We start from the raw sequence: 19,465 nt of genomic DNA, 5'->3' as shown, positions 1-19,465 counted from the left end.
GATCCGATCCGGTACCGGCCGGGACCCGCCGCCGGCGCCTGCCTGTCTCCCGACCTGCCTATCTCCTGAACAGCACGGCGTTGATCCCGAGAGCCGCCGCGGCGTCGACGTTGACGGCCCGGTCGTCGAGGAAGGTGACCTCGGCGGGTTCGGCACCCAGCTCGCGCAGGACCTTCTCGAAGATGGCGGTGTCGGGCTTGGCCAGGGCCAGACGGCAGCTGTAGAAGCGGTGGCTGAACGCCGCCGCCCAGGGGGCGGCGTCGATGGCCGCGGCCAGCGGCTCGGGGGCGTTGGACAGCAGGGCGAGCCGCCGGTGGCCGCCGGCGGACTCCTCGATCTCGCGCAGGACAGCCGGGTCGAGATGCGACCAGCTCGCGACGTCGGCCTCGGTCAGCCGGGCGACGAGGGAGTCGTCCGCGCCCAGGGACCGGCCCAGGACGTTGCTCCAGTACGCGTGGGGGGCCTGGCCGCGGTCGTAGGGGTCGCGGTGGCGCCAGTAGCGTTCGTGGAAGACCTCCGGCTCGTGGCCGGCGAGCGCGGCCATGGCGGCCGTCGCCTCGGCGGGCTGCGGCAGGGAGATGACCTCGCCGTAGTCCAGAAGCGTCCACATGGGCAAAGGCTCTCCTCGCGGTCGGTGACCGGCGCCGGGGCACCCGTCACGGCGGGCCGGGCCGTCTCCGCGCGCCCGGCCGGACGGGGAGGATCGATGATCGCAGCACGCCGTTTCGAAACCTCCACCCGATCATTCGATCGCATCTCATGTTCGATCGCAAGGCGGGGCGCGACCCGGAGACCATGTGAGATCACGGAAGACACATGCGATCACGGGCGGCGCCCGCGCCCGCGGGGACGCGCGTGCCGCCGTGGAGAGCGGACGCGGTCAAGGGGAGACCGTCGCGAGCCCCCGCCGCCTGGCCAGGGCCACCACCACGACCCCGAACAGGCCGAGTTGCACCGCCGTGCCGGCCAGGCTCTGCCACGGTACGGCTCCCTGCTTCAGCGCCTCCTCCAGGGTGCCGTCCGCCCCGCTGACCCCGAAGGCCAGCACGTTGTTGACCACGTGCAGGGCGATGGCGGCCTCCAGCCCGCCGGTCCGCACGGCCAGCCAGCCCATCAGCGCGCCGAAGGCGAACACGTCCACGATGCCCCAGTCGACGTAGGCGTGCAGCGCGGTGAAGCCGACGGCGCCCAGCAGAATGCCCGGCCAGGGGGTGCGGAAGAAGGAGCCGAAGGCCTGCAGCGCCCAGCCCCGGAAGGCGTACTCCTCGGCGGCGGCCTGGAAGGGCACCAGCACCACGGTGACCACCAGGACCGGCAGGAAGCGATCCCAGCCGACCCAGCCGAACAGGTCGTCCAGGTCTTCGCCGGTGGCGACGTAGGTGACGGCGACCGCGGCCTGGCCCAGTGCCACGGTGACCACCGCCACCCCCGTACACGCGCCCATCCAGCGCCACCGCAGGCGGCCGACGACGGACGAGAGCGTGCCCGGCGGGCGCCGCTGGATCCACGCGGCCAGCCCGTACACCAGCGGCAGGACGACGGCGATCGAGAGCAGGTTGACCGCCAGGTCCAGTACCGGATCGGTGAAGATCCGGTCGCCCGAGTCGCTGATCTTGACGCCGACCAGCGCGGCGACCGTCACGCCGGCGATGACGACCGCCGCACCGGCCAGCATCAGCCCCGCGAAGCCCAGGACCGTGCCCAGCACGGGCCGCCACCAGGCGTGCAGGCGCGTGCGGGCCAGCTGGTCGTACCGGCTGCCCGGCGGGGCCGGCACGATCCTCGGCTCGGGCACCGGCGGCCGGTACGGCGGGGGAGGGGGGAAGTGCGGGCCGGGCTGCCGCTGGGGCACAGCCGCCTGCTGCGGATCCTGCGGGACGTGCATGCTCCTCTTTCCGTTTCGGCGATGTCGTCGCGGAGGGGGACGGCCGACGTGGTGGACGTGGTGGACGTGGTGTTCGACGACTCCGATCCTTCCCGGGATCCGGGGATCCCGGGTTCCTTCCGGTGAAACAGCACCCTCGCGGCCCTTTTCCCGGCCCGTCACCGGAGCGCCCGGCGCTGCTCCCGCAGGCCGCGAAGGAGCGCGTCGAGGCCCAGTTCGAAGGCGCGGTCGGTGGTGGGAACACCGGTGCCGGAAGCCTCCAGGGTGGCGATGACCTCGGTGAAGGCCGGGAACTCGGCGGCGTGCGCCGCCGGGTCGAACATCGCCGGCGGGCCGGTCATGTCGAGCACGGACCCGAGGATGAAGGACTCGACGGTCGTCAGGACCACGACGATCAGGTCGTCGGGCCAGCCGTCCCGGCGCAGCGCCACGGTGAAGTCCTCGTACATGCTCAGCACGCGCGGCGCCCTGACCGGCACCGACATCAGCAGCGGGACGGACCTGGGGTGGCGGGCGAAGGCCGTGCGGTAGGAACGGGCCCACTCCACGACGGCCTCGTGCCACGGGCGGGTCCGGAAGGCCGAGCTGTCGATCGTCTCGGTGACGAGCGTGCGGACCTCCTCGATCAGCGCGGCCCGGTTCTTGACGTGGTTGTAGAGCGAGGAGGTGTGCACGCCGAGGACGGTGGCCACCCGGCTCATGGTGACGGCGTCGCTGCCCTCGGTGTCGATGATCCGCAGGGCTGCCCTGGCGATGAGGTCGACGCTGAGCAGTGGTGTGCTGGGCCGTCCCACGAGGTTCCTTCCGCTGATGGGTGCCGGGAGGGGTCGGCGGCCGCGCCCGCGTGCGAGGGCAGAGGTAACGGGAGAGTCAATTTCGCTACCGGACCTTCCCTGAGCTGGGGCTCTCACCTTACAGTCACCTAAAACCAACGCTGTTGGTTTTTGGTGTTCACCCGGGGTCCGGTGAGATGCCGGGCTCAGGCTGGAAGGACCTCATGCCTGCTGTGACGTTCACCGGCGGAACGATCTGGGGCGGTGCCGCCGTCGGCGACCTGCCACGCCTGCTCGTCGACGGGGGAGTGGTCGTCGAGACCGGACCCGGCGGCGCCGGGGTGCCGGAGACGGGACACGAGACCGAGGTCGTCGACCTCGACGGCGGTTTCCTGATGCCGGCCTTCGGCGACGGGCACGCCCACCCGGTGCTGGCGGGCCTGGAAGGGCTCGGACCGCGGATCCGCGCCTGCCGGAGCGTCCGGGAAATCCAGGACGCGGTGCGGGCCTGGGCGGACGGCAATCCGGAGACGCCGTGGATCCTCGGCGGCAGCTACGACGCCACCCTGACCCCCGACGGCATGTTCGACGCCCGCTGGCTGGACGAGGCCGTCGACGACCGGCCGGTGGTCCTGCGGGCGTGGGACTACCACACGGTGTGGTGCAACTCCGCGGCGCTGGCGAAGGCGGGGATCGACGCCGACACCCCGGACCCGCCGGGCGGCCGCATCGCCCGGCGCCCGGACGGGTCGCCACTCGGCACCCTGATCGAGTGGGACGCCGTCGACCTGGTGGCCGCGGTGGCCGCCCCGTGGAGCCGGGCGCAGAAGGTCGAGGCGCTCCGGCGCGCCACGGGCGAGCTGGCCCGCCACGGGATCACCTGGGTGCAGGACGCCTGGGTCGACCCCGACGACGTCGAGACCTACCTTGCGGCGGCCGCCGCGGACGCCCTGGCCATACGCGCGGACCTGGCGTTCCGCGCCGACCCGCACCGCTGGGCCGGGCAGCGCGGTGAGCTCTCCGCCACCCGCGACCTCCTGGAGCGGGCGGCCCCCGGACGCTTGACGGCCCGCACGGTCAAGTTCTTCGTCGACGGGATCATCGAAAACCGCACCGCGCACCTCCTCGACCCCTACAGCGACCACCGGTGTACCCGCGGTATGCCCGTGTGGGGGGACCAGGCGCTGCGCGAGGCCGCGGCCGAGGCCGACCGGCAGGGCTTCGCCCTCCACCTGCACGCCATCGGCGACGCCGGCGTGCGGTCGGCCCTTGACGCGATCGAGCATGTCGAGCGGGTCAACGGCCCCCGGGACCGCCGCCCGGTCGTCGCGCACGCCCAGCTCGTCTCCCCGGACGACCTGGACAGGTTCGCCGCGCTGGGAGTCGTCGCCTGCTTCCAGCCCCTGTGGGCCCGGCGCGACGCCGTCATGCGCAAGCTGACCATCCCCCGCATCGGGCCGGAACGCGGCGGCGCGCAGTACCGGATCGGCTCCGTCCTGCGCTCGGGCGCCCGGGTGAGCTTCGGCAGCGACTGGCCGGTCACCTCGCCCGACGTGCTGGCCGGGATCGCCACGGCCGTGACGCGGCAGGACGGCGACGGCGAACCGGCCGGGGGATGGCTGCCCGGTGAGCGGATCGACGTCGTCAGCGCGCTGTCGGCCGCCACGGCGGGGGTCGCCTACCAGGCCTTCGCGGAAGGGCGTCGCGGCACCCTGGTCCCCGGCGCCGACGCCGACCTGGTGTGGCTGTCCGCCGACCCGCGCGCAACGCCCCCCGAACGCCTCCACGAGATCCGGGTGCGCGGCACCTGGCTCGCCGGCCACCGCGTTCACTGACCCGCATCCACCGGCCCCCACCGGCCCCGCACATCCACCGGCCCCCACCGGCCCCGCACATCCACCGGCCCCCCACCGGCCCGCGTTCCCCGGTCCGCGGTGGCGCGTCCCCGTCCCCGCCCCTGCCGGGCACGCCGTCTGAAGGAACTCCGCATGGCAACCACACCAGCTCACCCCGACCCGGCACCCGACGCGCTCCGCCGGGTGCTGGGCACGCCCACACTCGTCATCTTCGGCCTGGCCTACATGGTGCCGCTGACCATCTTCACCACGTACGGCTCGGTCACCCAGCTGACCGAGGGGCACCTGCCCACCGCGTACCTGATGACGCTCGCGGCGATGCTCTTCACCGCGATCGCCTACGCCGTGCTCGTACGGGCCTTCCCGTCGGCGGGATCCGCCTACACCTACACGCAGCGGGCGTTCGGGCCGCACCTGGGGTTCATGACCGGGTGGACGCTGATGATCGACTACCTGTTGTTGCCCATGATCAACTACATGGTGATGGGCATCTACCTCCACGACCAGTTCCCGGCCGTGCCGGCGTGGGTCTTCGTCCTGGGCGCGATCGCCGTCGTGACCCTTCTCAACGTCGTCGGCATCTCCGTGGTCAAGCGGGCCAACCTCGTCCTGGTCGGCGTGCAGATCGTCTTCGTGGTCGTCTTCCTGGCGCTGGCCCTGCGCGGCGCCGGGGACGCGCCCTCGCTGACCGCGCCGCTGTTCGGCCCCGACATGCCCTGGGACGGCCTGTTCGCGGGCGCCGCCATCCTCTGCCTGTCCTACTTGGGCTTCGACGCGGTGTCCACGCTGTCGGAGGAGGCGCGGGACCCGCACCGGAGCGTGCCGCGGGCGATCGTGCTGACCACCCTGATCGGCGGTCTGATCTTCACCGTGGTCTCCTACGCGGCCCACCTCGTGATGCCGGACTGGCGCTCGATCACCGATCCCGACTCGGCCGCCGTCGACGTCATGGTCGCCGCCGGCGGCCGGGCGCTGGAGGCGTTCTTCCTCGCCGCGTACATCGCCGGGTGTGTGGCCGCGGCGGTGGCGTCGCAGGTCAGCGTGGCGCGCATCCTGTTCGCCATGGGACGCGACGGCGTCCTGCCGAAGCGGCTCTTCGGCACGCTCAGCCCCCGCTTCGGCACGCCGGTGGGCGCCACCATGGTGGTCGCGGCCGTCTCGCTGCTGGCGCTGGTCCTCGACCTGGGCACCGCCGCCTCCCTCATCAGCTTCGGCGCCCTGTTCGCCTTCTCGCTGGTCAACCTCACGGTGGTCAAGCACTTCGTGCTGGACCGGGGGCGCAGGTCCCCGCGTGACCTGCTGCTCTACGCCGTCGTGCCGGTCGTCGGCTTCGTGATGACGGCCTGGCTCTGGCTGAGCCTGTCGGAGCTCGCGCTGGTCGTCGGGCTCGTCTGGTTCGGCCTGGGCCTGGCCTACCTCGCCGTGCTGACCGGAGGGTTCCGCCGCCGCCCGCCCCAGCTGGCCCTCGACGACTCCGGCGCCGCCGGAACCGCAGGGAACAATGGGACAGAAGACACCGGACGGGGCGCTCCCGCGGCCCGGCCGGTCGGAAGCTGAGGAGCCGAACATGCACCCCCAGACCACCTTCGACTTCTTCGAAACGGCCGGCCTGCCCACGCCCAAGATCGGCGTGGGGCAGGCCCGTGACCTGGCCCGCGAGCTCTTCGGCGTCGACGGTGACGCGGAGGAGCTCGGCAGCCAGCAGGACGCCAACTTCCTGGTCACCACGGCCGGCGGCGCGCGGCACGTCCTGAAGGTGGCCAACCCGGTCTTCGGCCGCGTGGAACTGCTCGCCCAGGACGCGGCGGCGGCGCACGTCGCCGACCGGGAGCCCGGACTGCTGACTCCCCGGGCCCGGCCGGGGGCCGACGGCGAGACCGTCCAGCGGGCGGTCCTGGGAGACCAGGAGCTCCACATCCGCCTGCTCGACTACCTCGACGGGCGGACGCTGAGCGGCCGCGGCTACCTGGCCCCCTCCGTCGTCGCCGCCCTCGGCGACCTGACCGGCCGCGCCGTCCGCGGGCTGCGCGACTTCCGGCACCCGGGCACCGAACGCGTGCTCCAGTGGGACCTGCGCCACGCACCGCGCGTCGTGGAACTGCTCGCCGAGCACGTACGCGGCGACGGGCGCGCCGACCTGGTCCGCGCCGCCGCGCGGGCGGCCGGTGAGACCGTCGACCGGTACGCCGGCGAGCTGCCCGTCCAGGTCGTCCACGGCGACATCACCGACGACAACGTCGTCTGCCGGCGCACGCCCGCCGGGCGCCGGGAACCGGTCGGCGTCATCGACTTCGGCGACCTGACGCGCAGCTGGGCCGTCGGGGACCTCGCCGTCACCTGCGCCTCGATCCTCCGTCACCGCGACGCCACGCCCGCGGCGGCCGTACCGGCCGTGCGGGCCTTCCACCGGGTCAGCCCGCTGTCGGAGGCGGAGGTCGAGGCGCTGTGGCCGCTCGTCGTGCTGCGTGCCGCGGTCCTGGTCGTCAGCGGCCACCACCAGGCCGCCATCGACGCCGGCAACGGCTACGCGACGACCGCCCTCGACCACGAGTGGGAGATCTTCCGCCAGGCGACGTCCCTGCCGGCCGAGGTGATGACCCACGTGCTGCGCGACGCGCTGGGCCTGCCCGCCCGCCGGGCCGCCTGCCCGCGCCCCGGGGCGGCCCTCCTGCCCACCCTGGCGGGCGGGACCCTGGCGACGATGGATCTCTCGGCCACCGGCGACGAGCTCCACGACGGCCGCTGGACCCTGCCCGGCGCCGAGCGCGACGTCGCCGCCGCGCTCCGCCGCGGCGGCGTGGACGCGGCCGTCACCCGCTACGCGGAGCGCCGCCTGACCCGCTCGGTGCGTGACAGCGCCGTCTCACCCGCCACCGTCGCCCTCGCCGTCGACGTCCACCTCAGGGAGCCGGCCCCCGTCCACGCGCCCTGGGACGGCACGGTCGAGACCGCCGCCGGGGGCGCCGTGGTGCTCCGGTCCGGCGGCGTCGACCTGCTGCTGGACGGCCTGCGCCCCGCCGTCTCCGCGGGCGACCGGGCCGGGGCGGGAACGCCCCTGGGCGAGGTCCCCGATGGCGGCGACCGCGTGCTGCGGGTGCAGTTGTCCGCCCTGGACGGCGCCACGCCGCCGCCCTTCGCGCAGCCGGAGCTGGCGGCCGGGTGGGAGGCGCTCTGCCCCGACCCGACCGCCCTGCTGGACGCGGCCGCGGTGGCGGAGGAGACGCCCCCGGGCGACCTCCTGCGGCGCCGGGACGCCTCCTTCGCCACCGTGCAGGAGCACTACTACGCGGACCCGCCGCGCATCGAGCGCGGCTGGCGCCACCACCTGGTCGACACCGAGGGCCGCGCGTACCTGGACATGCTCAACAACGTCACGGTGCTCGGCCACGGCCACCCGCGCCTGGCCGAGGCGGTCGGGCGGCAGTGGCGGCTGCTCAACACCAACTCCCGCTTCCACTACGGCGCGGTCGTCGAGCTGTCGGAGCGGCTCACGGCGACGCTCCCCGAGCCCCTGGACACCGTCTTCCTGGTCAACAGCGGGACCGAGGCCAACGACCTGGCCCTGCGGATCGCCTGGGCGTGGACGGGCCGGCGCGACGTGGTCGCCATCCGCGAGGCCTACCACGGCTGGTCCGACGCGACCGACGCGATCTCCACCTCGGTCGCCGACAACCCGGACGCCCTCGGCACGCGCCCCGCCTGGGTGCACACGCTGCCCGCCCCCAACGCCTACCGGGGAACCCACCGCGGCGCGGACGCGGTCCGCTACGGCCCCGAGGCGGCCGGGGCGATCCGCGAGCTCACCGCCGGCGGGCGGCCCCCGGCGGCCTTCATCTGCGAGCCCTACTACGGCAACGCCGGCGGGATGCCCCTGCCCGACGGCTACCTGCCGGCGGTCTACGAGGCGGTGCGCGAGGCCGGCGGGCTGTGCGTCGCCGACGAGGTCCAGGTCGGCTACGGGCGGCTGGGGGAGTGGTTCTGGGGGTTCGAGCAGCAGGAGGTGCTGCCGGACATCGTGACCGTCGCCAAGGCGATGGGCAACGGCCACCCGCTGGGCGCGGTCATCACCCGGCGCGACATCGCCGAGCGGTACCGGTCGCAGGGCTACTTCTTCTCCTCCGCCGGCGGCAGCCCCGTCAGCTCCGTGGTGGGGCTGACCGTCCTGGACGTCATCCGCGACGAGGGACTGCAGGAGAACGCCCGGACGGTCGGAGCGCACCTGCGCTCGCGCCTGCTGGAGCTGGCGGACCGGCACGAGCTGATCGGCGCGGTCCACGGCACCGGCCTGTACCTCGGCGTCGAGCTCGTGCGCGACCGCCGCGACCTCACGCCCGCCGTGGAGGAGACGGCGGCGATCTGCGAGCGGCTGCGCGAACTGGGCGTCATCGTCCAGCCCACCTCGGACCGCCTGTGCGTGCTGAAGATCAAGCCGCCGCTCTGCCTGACCCGCGAGAGCGCGGACTTCTTCGCCGACATGCTCGACGTGGCGCTCACCGAAGGGTGGTGACGGGGCCGGTCCGCCCGGCGGCGGCTCCCGCCGCCGGGCCTCCGGTCAGGCTCCGGTGCGGTCGCGGTCGTAGCTCTCCTGCGCGCGCAGCACCTCCGCCATGTTGGCCTCGATGTGGGCGATGAGATCCAGAAGCTTGGCGGCCGTCTCCCGTCCCAGCGGGGTGAGGCGGTACTCCACGCGCGGGGGGATCGTGGCCTGCGCCTCGCGGTGGACGAACCCGTCGCGTTCCAGGGCGTGCAGGCTCTGGGCGAGCATCTTCTCGCTCACCCCGTCCACCCGGCGGCGCAGCGCGTTGAAGCGCATCGGCCCCTCGTGCAGACCGCCCAGGATCAGGATGCCCCAGCGGCCGGTGACGTGTTCGAGCGTGGGCCTGGAGGGGCAGGCGCGGGCGAAGACGTCGAACGCCAGCGCGTCGATCGCGCGGCCCTCCTCAACCTCGGCGGTGCTCGTCTGCGTGTCCATCCGCCCATGGTATCGAGACGAAAGCACTATCTAAAAGTTTGTGCTCTCTAATAGAAAGTGTATGGTGTGGCGACGTCCGGCGGCCGGGTCCGGGCGCAGCCGGGCACAGCCGCGTGCCCGCCGCACCGAAGGAGAACATCGATGATCGTCGTCACCGGAGCCACCGGGCAGTACGGGCGCCTCGTGGTGGAGAACCTGCTGGAACGGGGCGTGCCCGCCGCCGACGTCGTGGCCGCGGTCCGCACCCCGGCCCGGGCCGCCGACCTGGCCGAGCGCGGCGTGACGGTGCGCGAGGCCGACTACGACCGTCCCGAAACCCTGGTCCCGGCGTTCACCGGCGCCGACCGGCTGCTCCTCGTCTCCGCCAACGGGCCCGACGACCGGCGTGTCGTCCAGCACCGCGCCGCGGCCGCCGCCGCGAAGGAGGCCGGGGTGGGGCTGGTCGCCTACACGTCCCTGTTCGACGCGGCCGGCAGCCCGCTCTCCCCGGGCCGGGTGCACCGCCCCAGCGAGGCCGCCGTCATCGCCACCGGCCTGCCCCACGTGCTGCTGCGCAACGGCTGGTACACCGAGAACTACACGGCGACCCTGGCCGGCGCCGTCGAGCGCGGCGCGATCGTCGGCTCGGCGGGTCAGGGCCGCATCGCCTCCGCCGCCCGCGCCGACTTCGCCGAGGCCGCCGCGGTGGTGCTCGCCGGGGAGGGCCACGCCGGAAAGGTCTACGAACTCACCGGCGACACCGCGTGGAACCTGCCGGAGCTCGCCGCCGAGGCCGCCCTGCAGTCCGGCAAGGAGGTCGTCTACACCGACCTCCCCGCCGAGCGGTACGCGGAGATCCTCGCCGGCGCGGGCCTGCCCTCCTTCCTGGTCGATACCCTCGTCGACGCCGACGTCCACATCTCCCGGGGGGCGCTGGAGCCGGTCACCGGCGACCTGGCCGGGCTGCTGGGCCGGCCCACCACCCCGCTGGCCGCCTCGGTCGCCGCCGCTCTGCGGGGCTGAGCGGCCACCGGATCCCGGCCCCCGCCGGAGCCGGGACCGGGGCGGTCACTCGGCGGCCAGCCGCTCCGCCTCGGTGTGCAGCGCCTCGACCAGGACGAGTTCCAGCAGCAGGTGCTCGTCCCCGAGGGCGTCGGGTTTCGGCATCTCCCCTCCTCGGCGTGGGGACGTCCCGTCCGCGCCGGGGGTTGACCGGCCATACGGCGCCGGTCTGGAGGGGAGGGCCGGCCGCCGTCAGTTCTCGGCCAGGGGCAGGTAGATGCGCCCGCCGCGCTGCGCGAACTCCTCGGACTTCTCCCGCATGCCCGCCGCCAGGGCCTCGGCCTCCGGCATCCCGTTCTTCTCGGCGTAGGCCCGCACGTCCTGGGTGATCCTCATCGAGCAGAAGTGCGGGCCGCACATCGAGCAGAAGTGCGCGGTCTTCGCCGGGGCGGCGGGAAGGGTCTCGTCGTGGAAGGAACGCGCGGTCTCCGGATCGAGCGAGAGGTTGAACTGGTCCTCCCAGCGGAACTCGAAACGGGCGTCGGACAGCGCGTCGTCCCACGCCTGCGCCCCGGGATGCCCCTTGGCCAGGTCGGCCGCGTGTGCCGCGATCTTGTAGGCGATCACGCCCGCCTTCACGTCGTCCCGGTCGGGCAGGCCCAGGTGCTCCTTCGGGGTCACGTAGCACAGCATCGCGGTGCCGTACCAGCCGATCATCGCCGCGCCGATGGCCGAGGTGATGTGGTCGTAGCCGGGCGCGATGTCGGTGGTCAGCGGGCCGAGCGTGTAGAACGGCGCCTCGGAGCAGAGCTCCATCTGCAGGTCGACGTTCTCCTTGATCTTGTTCATCGGCACGTGGCCGGGTCCTTCGACCATGACCTGGCAGTCGTACTCCCAGGCGAGGTGCGTCAGCTCTCCCAGCGTCCGCAGCTCCGCCAGCTGGGCCTCGTCGTTGGCGTCGTGGATGGAGCCGGGCCGCAGCCCGTCGCCCAGGGAGAAGGTCACGTCATAGGAGGCGAAGATCTCGCACAGCTCGCGGAAGTGCGTGTAGATGAAGTTCTCCTCGTGGTGGGCCAGGCACCACGCCGCGAGAATTGAGCCGCCGCGCGAGACGATCCCGGTCTTGCGGCGGGCCGTCAGCGGCACGTACGGCAGCCGCACACCCGCGTGCACCGTCATGTAGTCGACGCCCTGCTCGCACTGCTCGACCACCGTGTCTCGGAAGATCTCCCACGTCAGCGCCTCGGGCCGGCCGCGGACCTTCTCCAGCGCCTGGTAGATGGGCACCGTCCCGACCGGTACGGGGGAGTTGCGCAGGATCCACTCGCGAGTCTCGTGGATCCGCGACCCCGTGGACAGGTCCATGATCGTGTCGGCGCCCCAGCGGGTGGCCCAGCGCATCTTCTCGACCTCCTCCTCGATCGAGGAGGTGACGGCCGAGTTGCCGATATTGGCGTTGATCTTCACCAGGAAGTTCCGACCGATGATCATCGGCTCGCTCTCCGGGTGGTTCACGTTGGCGGGCAGCACGGCCCGGCCGGCGGCCAGCTCGTCGCGGACGAACTCCGCCGTGACGCCCTCGCGCACCGCGACGAACTCCATCTCCGGAGTGATCTCACCGCGCCGCGCCCGGGCCCGCTGCGTCGTCCCGTGGGACTGCACAGCGGGCCCGGAGGACGGCGACGTGCCGGGGGACGGCGACGTGTCGGAGGACGGCGCCGCGGCGGGGGAACGCCACGCCGCCCGCAGCCGCGGCAGGCCGCGGTTCAGGTCGGGCGCGTACGCCGGATCGGTGTAGGGCCCCGAGGTGTCATAGAGCACGACGCCGGACCCGTTGCTGAGCGAGATCTCCCGCATCGGCACCCGGATGTCCGGGCGCGAGCCGCTGAGATAGATCTTGCGGGCAGGTGAAACCATTGGACGACTCCCTACGCCGGCATTACCCGGTCAGGTTCAAGCGGTCGGTGGCTGCGTCAGCCGCCCTCTCAGCCCGGTGCGCCGGGCTCCCGCGTTCGGTCCTCCCGACATTAACCCGACGCCGCCCCGTTGCCGCAACCCCGGGTCCTGAGGTATTCGCGCCCGCGGGGAAAAGCGGAAAAGCGGACGCGCCTTTCGCGCGGGGGGTCGCGCCCGTCCCGGCGTGGTCCGATTTCCCGCCGGCCGGAAACCGCCCGGCCGGTGGGAAGGGGCCCGGAACCGGTGGGGAGGCACCGGAGCGCGGGGCGGAAATCGGTCTTCCGATTATCTGTCGTCTTATGAAGATTAATATTATGAGGATATTCGAGAGGGTGTGGGAGGCGGTGCGGGCGGGGGGCGGGCGGCTCCGTGGTGGAATCGTGCGGAGAGGCCGGTTCCGACGTTTCCCGGCGTAGTCCGGATTCGCACGGATCTTCCCTGGTTGCGGTCCCGGATCGTCGCCCGGAATCTCCTGGTGTACCGGCCTTCGCGTTCCCGGGAACGGTCTCGTGTTTCCCGTGACGGGCCCAGGTGTTCTCGGGGGCGGGGCGCCGTGCGCGCTCTCCGGAAAACGCGGCCCACGCCCGGACGCCGGGCCGGTCGTTTTTCGGTCGTCCGCACCGCGATGGCATACTCGGCGACCGCTCGGCGCCATTCATCTGTTTCTCCAAGAATCACATTGTGTGAATCACGGGAAGCGCGGCCGTCCGGAAGGCCGTACCGGGGGCGCCGGGTCGCGGCCGTCCGGGACGTCGCGAAGGCGCGAAGGTGCACGGACCGGCCGGGAGGATTGAGTGACCGGCCCGCGGCGCTCGGGAGCGGCCCGCCGCCGTCCCTCAGCGGAGCCGGTCGACCCGGCCTTCGTGCCAGACCGGCTCGGCGCTCTCGTAGACGGTGCCGTCGGCGCCGAAGACGAGGAAGCGGTCGAAGTCGGCGGTGAACCAGCGGTCGTGGGTGACGGCCAGCACGGTGCCGGAGAAGGCGGCCAGGCTCCGCTGCAGGGCCTCGGCGCCGGCCAGGTCCAGGTTGTCGGTCGGCTCGTCGAGCAGCAGCAGCGTCGCGCCGGACAGTTCCAGGAGCAGGATCTGCAGCCGGGCCTGCTGGCCGCCGGACAGCGTCTCGAACCGCTGGTCGGCGGCGGGGGCGAGTTCGTAGCGGGCCAGCGCGGCCATCGCCTCGTTCAGGGTGAGCGCGTGGCCGGTCATCACCAGGTCGGCCGGGGTGCGGCCGTGCAGGTCCGGCCGGGTGTGGGTCTGCACGAAGCGGCCGGGCACCACCCGCGCACCCAGCCGTACCGATCCGCTGTGCCGCACCGTGGGCGTCGCGCCGTCCGCGGCCTCGGCCAGGAGCTTGAGGAAATGGGACTTGCCCGAGCCGTTGGAGCCGAGCACCCCGATGCGTTCGCCGTACCAGATCTCGGCGTCGAACGGCCGCATCAGGCCGGTGAGCTCCAGGTTCTCGCAGACGACGGCGCGTTTGCCGGTGCGTCCGCCGCGTAGCCGGATCCGCACGTTCTGCTCCCTGGGCGGGCGTTCGGGCGGACCGGCCTCCTCGAAGCGGCTCAGCCGGGTGCGCGCGGCCCGGTAGGCCGAGGCCACCGCGTCGTTGCCGGCGGCGGTCTGCTGCAGGGTGCGCACCAGCCGCCTGAGCCTGGCGTGCTCGTCGTTCCAGCGGCGGCGCCGTTCCTCCAGCCGGGCGGCGCGGTCCCGGCGGCCCTGGGCGTAGGTGGCGAAGCTTCCGCCGTGGACCCAGACGCCGCGTGCCTCCACCGTCACGATGCGGTCGGCGGCGCCTGCCAGCAGCTGCCGGTCGTGGGAGACCAGCAGCACGGTCTTGGCCGTGGCCCGCAGCCGTTCCTCCAGCCACTGCTTGCCGGGCACGTCGAGGTAGTTGTCCGGCTCGTCCAGCAGCAGGACCCCGTCCGGGCCACGCAGCAGCGCCTCCAGGACGAGGCGTTTCTGCTCGCCCCCCGACAGGGTGTTCACCGGACGGTCCCGGACCGCGTCGTAGGGCAGGCCCAGGGCGGCGGTGGTGCAGGTGTCCCAGACGACTTCCATGTCGTACCCGCCCGCGTCGCCGTAGTCGGCGAGCGCCTGCGCGTAGGCCAGTTGCGTCGTCTCGTCGTCGCGGGCCGCCATCGCCGACTCCGTCCGCTCCAGGGCGGCGGTGGCCGCGCGGACCCGGTCGGGCGCCACCGAAAGCAGCAGGTCGTGCAGGGTCCGGCCGTCGCGGACACTGCCGATGAACTGCCGCATCACCCCCAGCCCACCGGAGGAGACCACGCGGCCCCCGGCCGGCCGCGTATCCCCGGCGATCAGCCGCAGCAGCGTGGTCTTGCCCGCGCCGTTCGGCCCGACCAGCCCGGCCTTGGCCCCCTCGCCGATCCGGAACGACACCTCGTTCAGCAGCAGGCGCCCGTCCGGCAGCACGTAGGTCAGGCGATCCACCTCGATGTGCCCCATGCCTGCCCCGCCGTCCTCGGACGCCATCCGACTCGATCGTTGATCCGGTACCGGATCGTTGTTCCGGTACTCGAACAACATACTAGACTCTTCGCCGTGAACGAGAGTCAGGCGCGACAGGCGACGGCGGGGGACGTGTGGCTGCGGCCGTCCCGGGCGCAGCGCGAGGCGGCCCCGCTCAGCAGGGACCGGATCGTCGAGGAGGCCGTGGCCCTGCTGGACGAGGAGGGCGCCGAACGGCTGACCATGAGGCGGCTCGCCGAGCGTCTCGGCACCGGTTCCACCACCCTGTACTGGCACGTGAAGACCAAGGACGACATCCTCGATCTCGCCCTTGACGCGGTGTTCGGCGAGGTCGAGCTCCCGAGGGGGGAGTCCCGCGACTGGCGGGAGGACGTCACCGCCCTGATCCGCGGATGGCGATCGGCTCTCCTGGCCCACCCCTGGTCCGCGGCCCTGCTGGGCCGCCCGCTGCTCGGCCCCAACGTCCTGGAGCGCAGCGAGTTCCTGCACGCCACCCTGCTCGCGGCCGGATTCGCCGAACCGCATCTCACCGCCGCGGCGTACGGGCTGTCCAACTACGTCATCGGCTCGGCGTTGATGCAGGCCACCTGGCAGGCCCGGGACGAGGAACAGGCGAGCCGGGCCGCCCGGGAGCACCTCGCGGCCCGCCGCGACCGCTATCCCACCCTCGCCGCCCACGGCCCCCTCGTCGGCGACGACTGGGACACCGCCTTCGCCCTCGGCCTCGGCTACCTCCTCGACGGCATCCAGGCCGGCGGTACCGCCCGCTCCGCCCCGGAATAGCCGGGGGAGCTGCGGCGTTACCGACCGATCACAGGGAAGAGATCGCGGAGGGAGACGGCACAATGAAGATCGGACTGATCGGCGCCGGGCACATCGGCGGAACCCTCGCCCGGCTGCTGTCCCGGGCCGGCCACGAGGTGGTCGTCTCGAACTCCCGGGGGCCGGACACCCTCCGGAAACTGGAGAGGGAACTCGGCGGCGGCGCGAAGGCGGTCACCGCCGAGGAGGCGGCGGCCTTCGGGGACGTCGTGGTGGTCTCCGTCCCGCTGGGCCGCTACCGGGAGGTCCCCACCTCGGTCCGGGACGGCGCGACGGTGATCGACACCAACAACTACTACCCGCAGCGCGACGGGGCCTTCCCCGAACTGGACGCCGACCGCACGACCTCCAGCGAACTGCTGCAGGCGCATCTGCCGCAGGCCCACGTGGTCAAGGCGTTCAACGCGATCTACTGGGAGCGGCTGCTGAACGACGGGCGGGCCCCGGGTGCCGCCGACCGGCTGGCCATCCCGATCTCCGGTGACGACGAGCGGGCCAAGCGGGTGGTCGCCGAGCTCATCGACCAGATCGGCTTCGACCCGGTCGACGTCGGGGGCCTGGCCGACGGCGGTCGCCGCCACCAGCCCGGCACGCCCGTCTACGGCGCCGACCTCACCGCGGCGGTGGTCCGCGAGCGCCTGGGCCTGTAGCGCCCGGGTCCGTAGGGCGGGCCCGGGCCGTACGGGGAGGCCGGGGCTCTGCTCGGCGGGTCGCCGGCCCGGTGACCCGCGTGTCCGGCCGGGGCGCGGCCTGCGGGTGCGCTCCGCGGACCGGGAGGGACGCGCACGAGCACGCCGGTGGGGCGGGCGTCGGTGACGGTGCCCTTCGCCGGGCGGGAAGACCGCCCGGTGGGGCGTCGCCGGGCTGCTAGTGCGCCGCCTCGTACTGCTCCACCACCGTGCTCGCGATCCGCCCGCGCTCGCTGACGTTCAACCCCTGCCGCCTCGCCCACTCGCGAATTTCCGCGGCCTTTTCCCGTGTCAGAACGGCTTTTCCGCGGCGGCTCCGGCGCTTTTCGGAAGCAACCTTGCGGGCGTTGGCAACAAACAGCTCAAGGGCATCGCGCAGCTTCTTCGCGTTCTCACCCGACAGGTCGATCTCGTAGGAGGTGCCGTCGAGCGCGAAAGCGACCGTCTCGTTCGCCTGCCCGCCGTCCAGGTCGTCGATGAGAATCTCTTGAATCTGCTTTGCCATCCCGATACTCCTTGAGAAAGTTATGCGATGCTCCTACGATAGCGGATCTCCTGACTTATTCGCAGAATAATGATCAATCGGTTTCCCGGCGTCTAATGTCCGCTTGGCGGCGCCGGTCCGAAGTGTCATGAGAAGGGCCGGCCGGGCGGCGGGCGCAGGGTGCACCGGTCGCAGCGGGGCCATCCCGGCCGGCCGGACCACGTCCCGGATTCCGGAACGTAGGCTACGTCTGCGGCTTGGACTCGATCTGGATGCGCCTGCCCTCCTCCTTGGCCTCGGCCAGCTTGATGGTGATCTCCAGGACGCCCTTGTCATAGGTCGCCTTGATGTCGTTCTCGTCCACCCCGGGGGGTAGTGTGAGCGAGCGGGTGAAGGAGCCGTAGCGGAACTCCGTCCGGCGCTGATCCCTCTGCTCTTCGCGCCGCTCGGCGCGGACGGTCAGAACCCCGTGGGAAACGGTGATCTCGACGTCTTTCTCCGGGTCGATCCCCGGCAGTTCGGCCCGCAGCACGTAGCGGTCGTCCTTGAAGTAGTCCTCGAACTTGATGGGCTGTGCCGTGGGCGCCATCGATGGCCGCAGCGCGGCGAAGGGGAGCTCCAGCCAGTCGAACAGGTCGGGGATGAGGCCGCGCTGCTCGCGGCGCATGGGCATGCTCATGGGTTCCTCCGAGCCTCCTCGGGATTCCTTCCCCTTCCATTGGACCGCCGGACCGGCCCGCGCCACAGAGCCGGAAGTCCCAAATGTCCAGGTCATTCGTGGCTATCGGGATGGTCGGGAGGGGAAGACCCGGTAGCCGGGAAGGCGTCGGCAGGAGGCAAGGAAGGGAGCAAAAACGGGCAAGGAGGATGACATGAGAGCACACGTGGTGGTGGGTACGGACGGTTCGCCGTTCTCGCTGGCAGCGGTCGAATGGGCCGCCGCCGACGCCGCTCGGCGCCGGTGCGCCCTGCGGATCGTCCACGCGTACGATCCCCGTGCCTACGACATCCCGGTGCGCACGCCGCCGGGCCTTCGCGACTCGATCCTGGAGCACTGCCAGGGCCTGCTCGACACGGCGGAGAGCACGGCGCGCGAACGGGCGCCCGGAACCGAGGTGCACACCCGGCTGGAGGCCGGCCGGCCGGTCGAGGTGTTGCGGCGCGAGGCCGAGGACGCCGCGCAGGTCGTGGTGGGCGGCCGGGGGCGCGGCGGGTTCGCCGAGCTGGTGCTCGGCTCGGTCTCCCTGGCCCTGGCCGGCCACGCGGCGGCGCCGGTCGTGGTCGTCAAGGGCGGCCCCCGGGAGACACGCGGCGAGGTCGTCGTCGGGTTCGACGCCTCGGCCCACTCGGCGGCGACGCTGGCGTACGCCTTCGAGGAGGCCTACCGGCGCGCCGCCGGCCTGCACGCGGTCCACACCTGGCAGATGCCCGTCCTGGGGCCGGGGGCCATCGCCTACACGCCGCTGGTCGAGGACATCTCCGTCACCGAGCTGCGCCTCGCCCGCGAGGCGCTGGCCCCGTGGCGGGAGAAGTATCCCGAGGTCGACGTGGTGGAGACGGTGGTGCGCGGCCATCCGGTCCCGGCGATCGAGAAGGCTTCCGCCACCGCGGACCTGGTCGTGGTCGGGTCGCGGGGGCGGAGCGCGCTCGGCGCGGCCCTGCTGGGATCGGTCAGCCACGGGGTCCTGCACCACGTCCACTGTCCCGTCGCCGTGGTGAGCGTCCCGGACGGGGCGTGACGGAGCACCCGATCCGGGCCCGCCGGGATCACCCCGGGTCGCGGGAACCGGCCGGAGCGGCGGGTGCGGCGGCGGGGTGGGCGGCCCGTCAGCGACGAGGCGCGGCCAGGCGTACCAGGTAGCCGACGAACTGCAGTTCGCCCAGGTCCGGCGTCCGCCCGTCGGCGTGGGTCACCGCGGAGAAGACAGCCGAATCGTTGACCGGGTGCAGGGTGCGGGGGTCGTCATGCGCTCTGGGGGCGTACCGGCAGTGCACCGCGGTGATGGCGGTCACGGTCGCCTCGGTGGCCGGGGTGTCTTCCGGCAGGTCGCCGTGATGGTCTTCGACCCGGTCGACGGTGGCGGCGGTGTTCTCTCCGAGCACCGGGGTCAGGGCGTCGGCGTCGGCGGGACCCAGTGTCCACGCGATCCGCGACCCGACGCGGAACGACGCGCCGCAGCATTCCATCTGCCAGCCGTCGACCCAGACCAAAAGATTCACGGCCTCAGTATCGAGCACTCGCGCGGGACGCATCGCGCCCCGGCTGCCGGGAGCAGGTGCCTTCGGCGGCCGGGTCCGGCTCGCCGGGTGCCCGCCTCAGGACGTCGCCGACGTCGTCGTCACCGGCGTCGTCGTCACCGAGGCGGGCGTCGACCGCGGCGAGGACACCGTCAGCGGTCGAGGGAGAGATCACCCGCCCGGGGGCGGACATGGGCCGTCTCGTCCGGCGCGGGAAGCGCCAGGGACGGCAGCGGCGGGATGACCTGCGCGAGCCACCCGCCCGGGTCGGCGGTGAAGTGCGGGGCCGCCTCGGACACCCACCGGGAGCGGACCGCGAGAGT

17 protein-coding genes and 1 riboswitch are annotated in these 19,465 nt (G+C 72.9%); of the genes, 7 read left to right on the top strand and 10 right to left on the bottom strand.

Annotated features, from left to right (window positions below):
- Window positions 1-58 precede the first annotated feature (58 nt).
- The 3 genes from ABD841_RS22850 to ABD841_RS22840 form a co-directional block, all read right to left on the bottom strand.
- On the bottom strand, window positions 59-610 hold the full coding sequence (locus ABD841_RS22850; protein WP_344975318.1) for an HAD-IA family hydrolase: 552 nt from the start codon (window positions 608-610) through the stop codon (window positions 59-61).
- A 270-nt stretch (window positions 611-880) separates the two neighbouring features.
- The gene (locus tag ABD841_RS22845; RefSeq protein WP_344975315.1) at window positions 881-1,885 is read right to left on the bottom strand and encodes a CPBP family intramembrane glutamic endopeptidase; all 1,005 of its coding nucleotides are present in this window, start codon (window positions 1,883-1,885) and stop codon (window positions 881-883) included.
- A 158-nt stretch (window positions 1,886-2,043) separates the two neighbouring features.
- Window positions 2,044-2,679 (bottom strand): TetR/AcrR family transcriptional regulator, encoded by a 636-nt coding sequence (locus tag ABD841_RS22840; protein WP_344975312.1) that lies wholly within the window; start codon window positions 2,677-2,679, stop codon window positions 2,044-2,046.
- Window positions 2,680-2,882: 203 nt separating this feature from the next.
- On the opposite strand from ABD841_RS22840, the gene ABD841_RS22835 reads away from it, so the two are divergent.
- From ABD841_RS22835 to ABD841_RS22825, 3 genes are all read left to right on the top strand, one after another.
- Window positions 2,883-4,493, top strand: coding sequence for an amidohydrolase (locus ABD841_RS22835; protein ID WP_344975309.1), 1,611 nt, complete (start codon window positions 2,883-2,885; stop codon window positions 4,491-4,493).
- Window positions 4,494-4,646: 153 nt separating this feature from the next.
- Window positions 4,647-6,071: an APC family permease gene (locus ABD841_RS22830; RefSeq protein WP_344975306.1), complete on the top strand. Its 1,425-nt coding sequence runs from the start codon at window positions 4,647-4,649 to the stop codon at window positions 6,069-6,071.
- 10 nt (window positions 6,072-6,081) lie between these two features.
- Window positions 6,082-9,021, top strand: coding sequence for an aminotransferase (locus tag ABD841_RS22825; protein ID WP_344975303.1), 2,940 nt, complete (start codon window positions 6,082-6,084; stop codon window positions 9,019-9,021).
- A gap of 45 nt (window positions 9,022-9,066) precedes the next feature.
- Here the strand turns inward: ABD841_RS22825 and ABD841_RS22820 are convergent, their stop codons facing one another.
- Window positions 9,067-9,486 carry a winged helix-turn-helix transcriptional regulator gene (locus ABD841_RS22820; RefSeq protein ID WP_344975300.1) on the bottom strand — a complete coding sequence of 140 codons (420 nt, stop codon included), beginning with the start codon at window positions 9,484-9,486 and terminating at the stop codon, window positions 9,067-9,069.
- Between the two features lie 141 nt (window positions 9,487-9,627).
- On the opposite strand from ABD841_RS22820, the gene ABD841_RS22815 reads away from it, so the two are divergent.
- Window positions 9,628-10,488 carry an NAD(P)H-binding protein gene (locus ABD841_RS22815; protein ID WP_344975297.1) on the top strand — a complete coding sequence of 287 codons (861 nt, stop codon included), beginning with the start codon at window positions 9,628-9,630 and terminating at the stop codon, window positions 10,486-10,488.
- A 231-nt stretch (window positions 10,489-10,719) separates the two neighbouring features.
- On the opposite strand, the gene thiC is transcribed toward ABD841_RS22815, so the two are convergent.
- Window positions 10,720-12,384, bottom strand: a complete 1,665-nt coding sequence (thiC, locus tag ABD841_RS22810; RefSeq protein ID WP_344975294.1) for a phosphomethylpyrimidine synthase ThiC — start codon at window positions 12,382-12,384, stop codon at window positions 10,720-10,722.
- A riboswitch (TPP riboswitch) is annotated at window positions 12,377-12,487 on the bottom strand. It overlaps the preceding gene by 8 nt.
- 772 nt (window positions 12,488-13,259) lie before the next feature.
- Entirely contained in the window at window positions 13,260-14,885 is a 1,626-nt protein-coding gene (locus ABD841_RS22805; RefSeq protein WP_344975486.1) for an ABC-F family ATP-binding cassette domain-containing protein, read from the bottom strand.
- A 96-nt stretch (window positions 14,886-14,981) separates the two neighbouring features.
- Here ABD841_RS22805 and ABD841_RS22800 point away from each other — a divergent pair, with 96 nt between their 5' ends.
- Window positions 14,982-15,692: a TetR/AcrR family transcriptional regulator gene (locus tag ABD841_RS22800; RefSeq protein ID WP_344975292.1), complete on the top strand. Its 711-nt coding sequence runs from the start codon at window positions 14,982-14,984 to the stop codon at window positions 15,690-15,692.
- A gap of 62 nt (window positions 15,693-15,754) precedes the next feature.
- Entirely contained in the window at window positions 15,755-16,381 is a 627-nt protein-coding gene (locus tag ABD841_RS22795) for an NADPH-dependent F420 reductase (RefSeq protein ID WP_344975289.1), read from the top strand.
- Between the two features lie 217 nt (window positions 16,382-16,598).
- Here ABD841_RS22795 and ABD841_RS22790 read toward each other — a convergent pair whose 3' ends face one another.
- Both ABD841_RS22790 and ABD841_RS22785 read right to left on the bottom strand, forming a co-directional pair.
- Window positions 16,599-16,925 carry a histone-like nucleoid-structuring protein Lsr2 gene (locus tag ABD841_RS22790; protein ID WP_344975287.1) on the bottom strand — a complete coding sequence of 109 codons (327 nt, stop codon included), beginning with the start codon at window positions 16,923-16,925 and terminating at the stop codon, window positions 16,599-16,601.
- 223 nt (window positions 16,926-17,148) lie between these two features.
- On the bottom strand, window positions 17,149-17,583 hold the full coding sequence (locus tag ABD841_RS22785) for an Hsp20/alpha crystallin family protein (RefSeq protein ID WP_344975284.1): 435 nt from the start codon (window positions 17,581-17,583) through the stop codon (window positions 17,149-17,151).
- 193 nt (window positions 17,584-17,776) lie between these two features.
- On the opposite strand from ABD841_RS22785, the gene ABD841_RS22780 reads away from it, so the two are divergent.
- Complete coding sequence (locus ABD841_RS22780) at window positions 17,777-18,643, top strand: universal stress protein (protein ID WP_344975281.1); 867 nt, start codon at window positions 17,777-17,779, stop codon at window positions 18,641-18,643.
- 88 nt (window positions 18,644-18,731) lie between these two features.
- Here ABD841_RS22780 and ABD841_RS22775 read toward each other — a convergent pair whose 3' ends face one another.
- Window positions 18,732-19,124, bottom strand: a complete 393-nt coding sequence (locus tag ABD841_RS22775; RefSeq protein WP_344975278.1) for a DUF6578 domain-containing protein — start codon at window positions 19,122-19,124, stop codon at window positions 18,732-18,734.
- A gap of 4 nt (window positions 19,125-19,128) precedes the next feature.
- Window positions 19,129-19,335, bottom strand: a complete 207-nt coding sequence (locus ABD841_RS22770; RefSeq protein WP_344975275.1) for a hypothetical protein — start codon at window positions 19,333-19,335, stop codon at window positions 19,129-19,131.
- Between the last annotated feature and the right edge of the window lie 130 nt (window positions 19,336-19,465).

Origin of the sequence: Streptosporangium fragile, from assembly GCF_039534445.1 — a bacterium.
GTDB lineage: Bacteria > Actinomycetota > Actinomycetes > Streptosporangiales > Streptosporangiaceae > Streptosporangium > Streptosporangium fragile.
The sequence above is the reverse complement of the archived record's forward strand: the minus strand, read 5'-3'. Positions and strand labels throughout refer to the sequence as shown.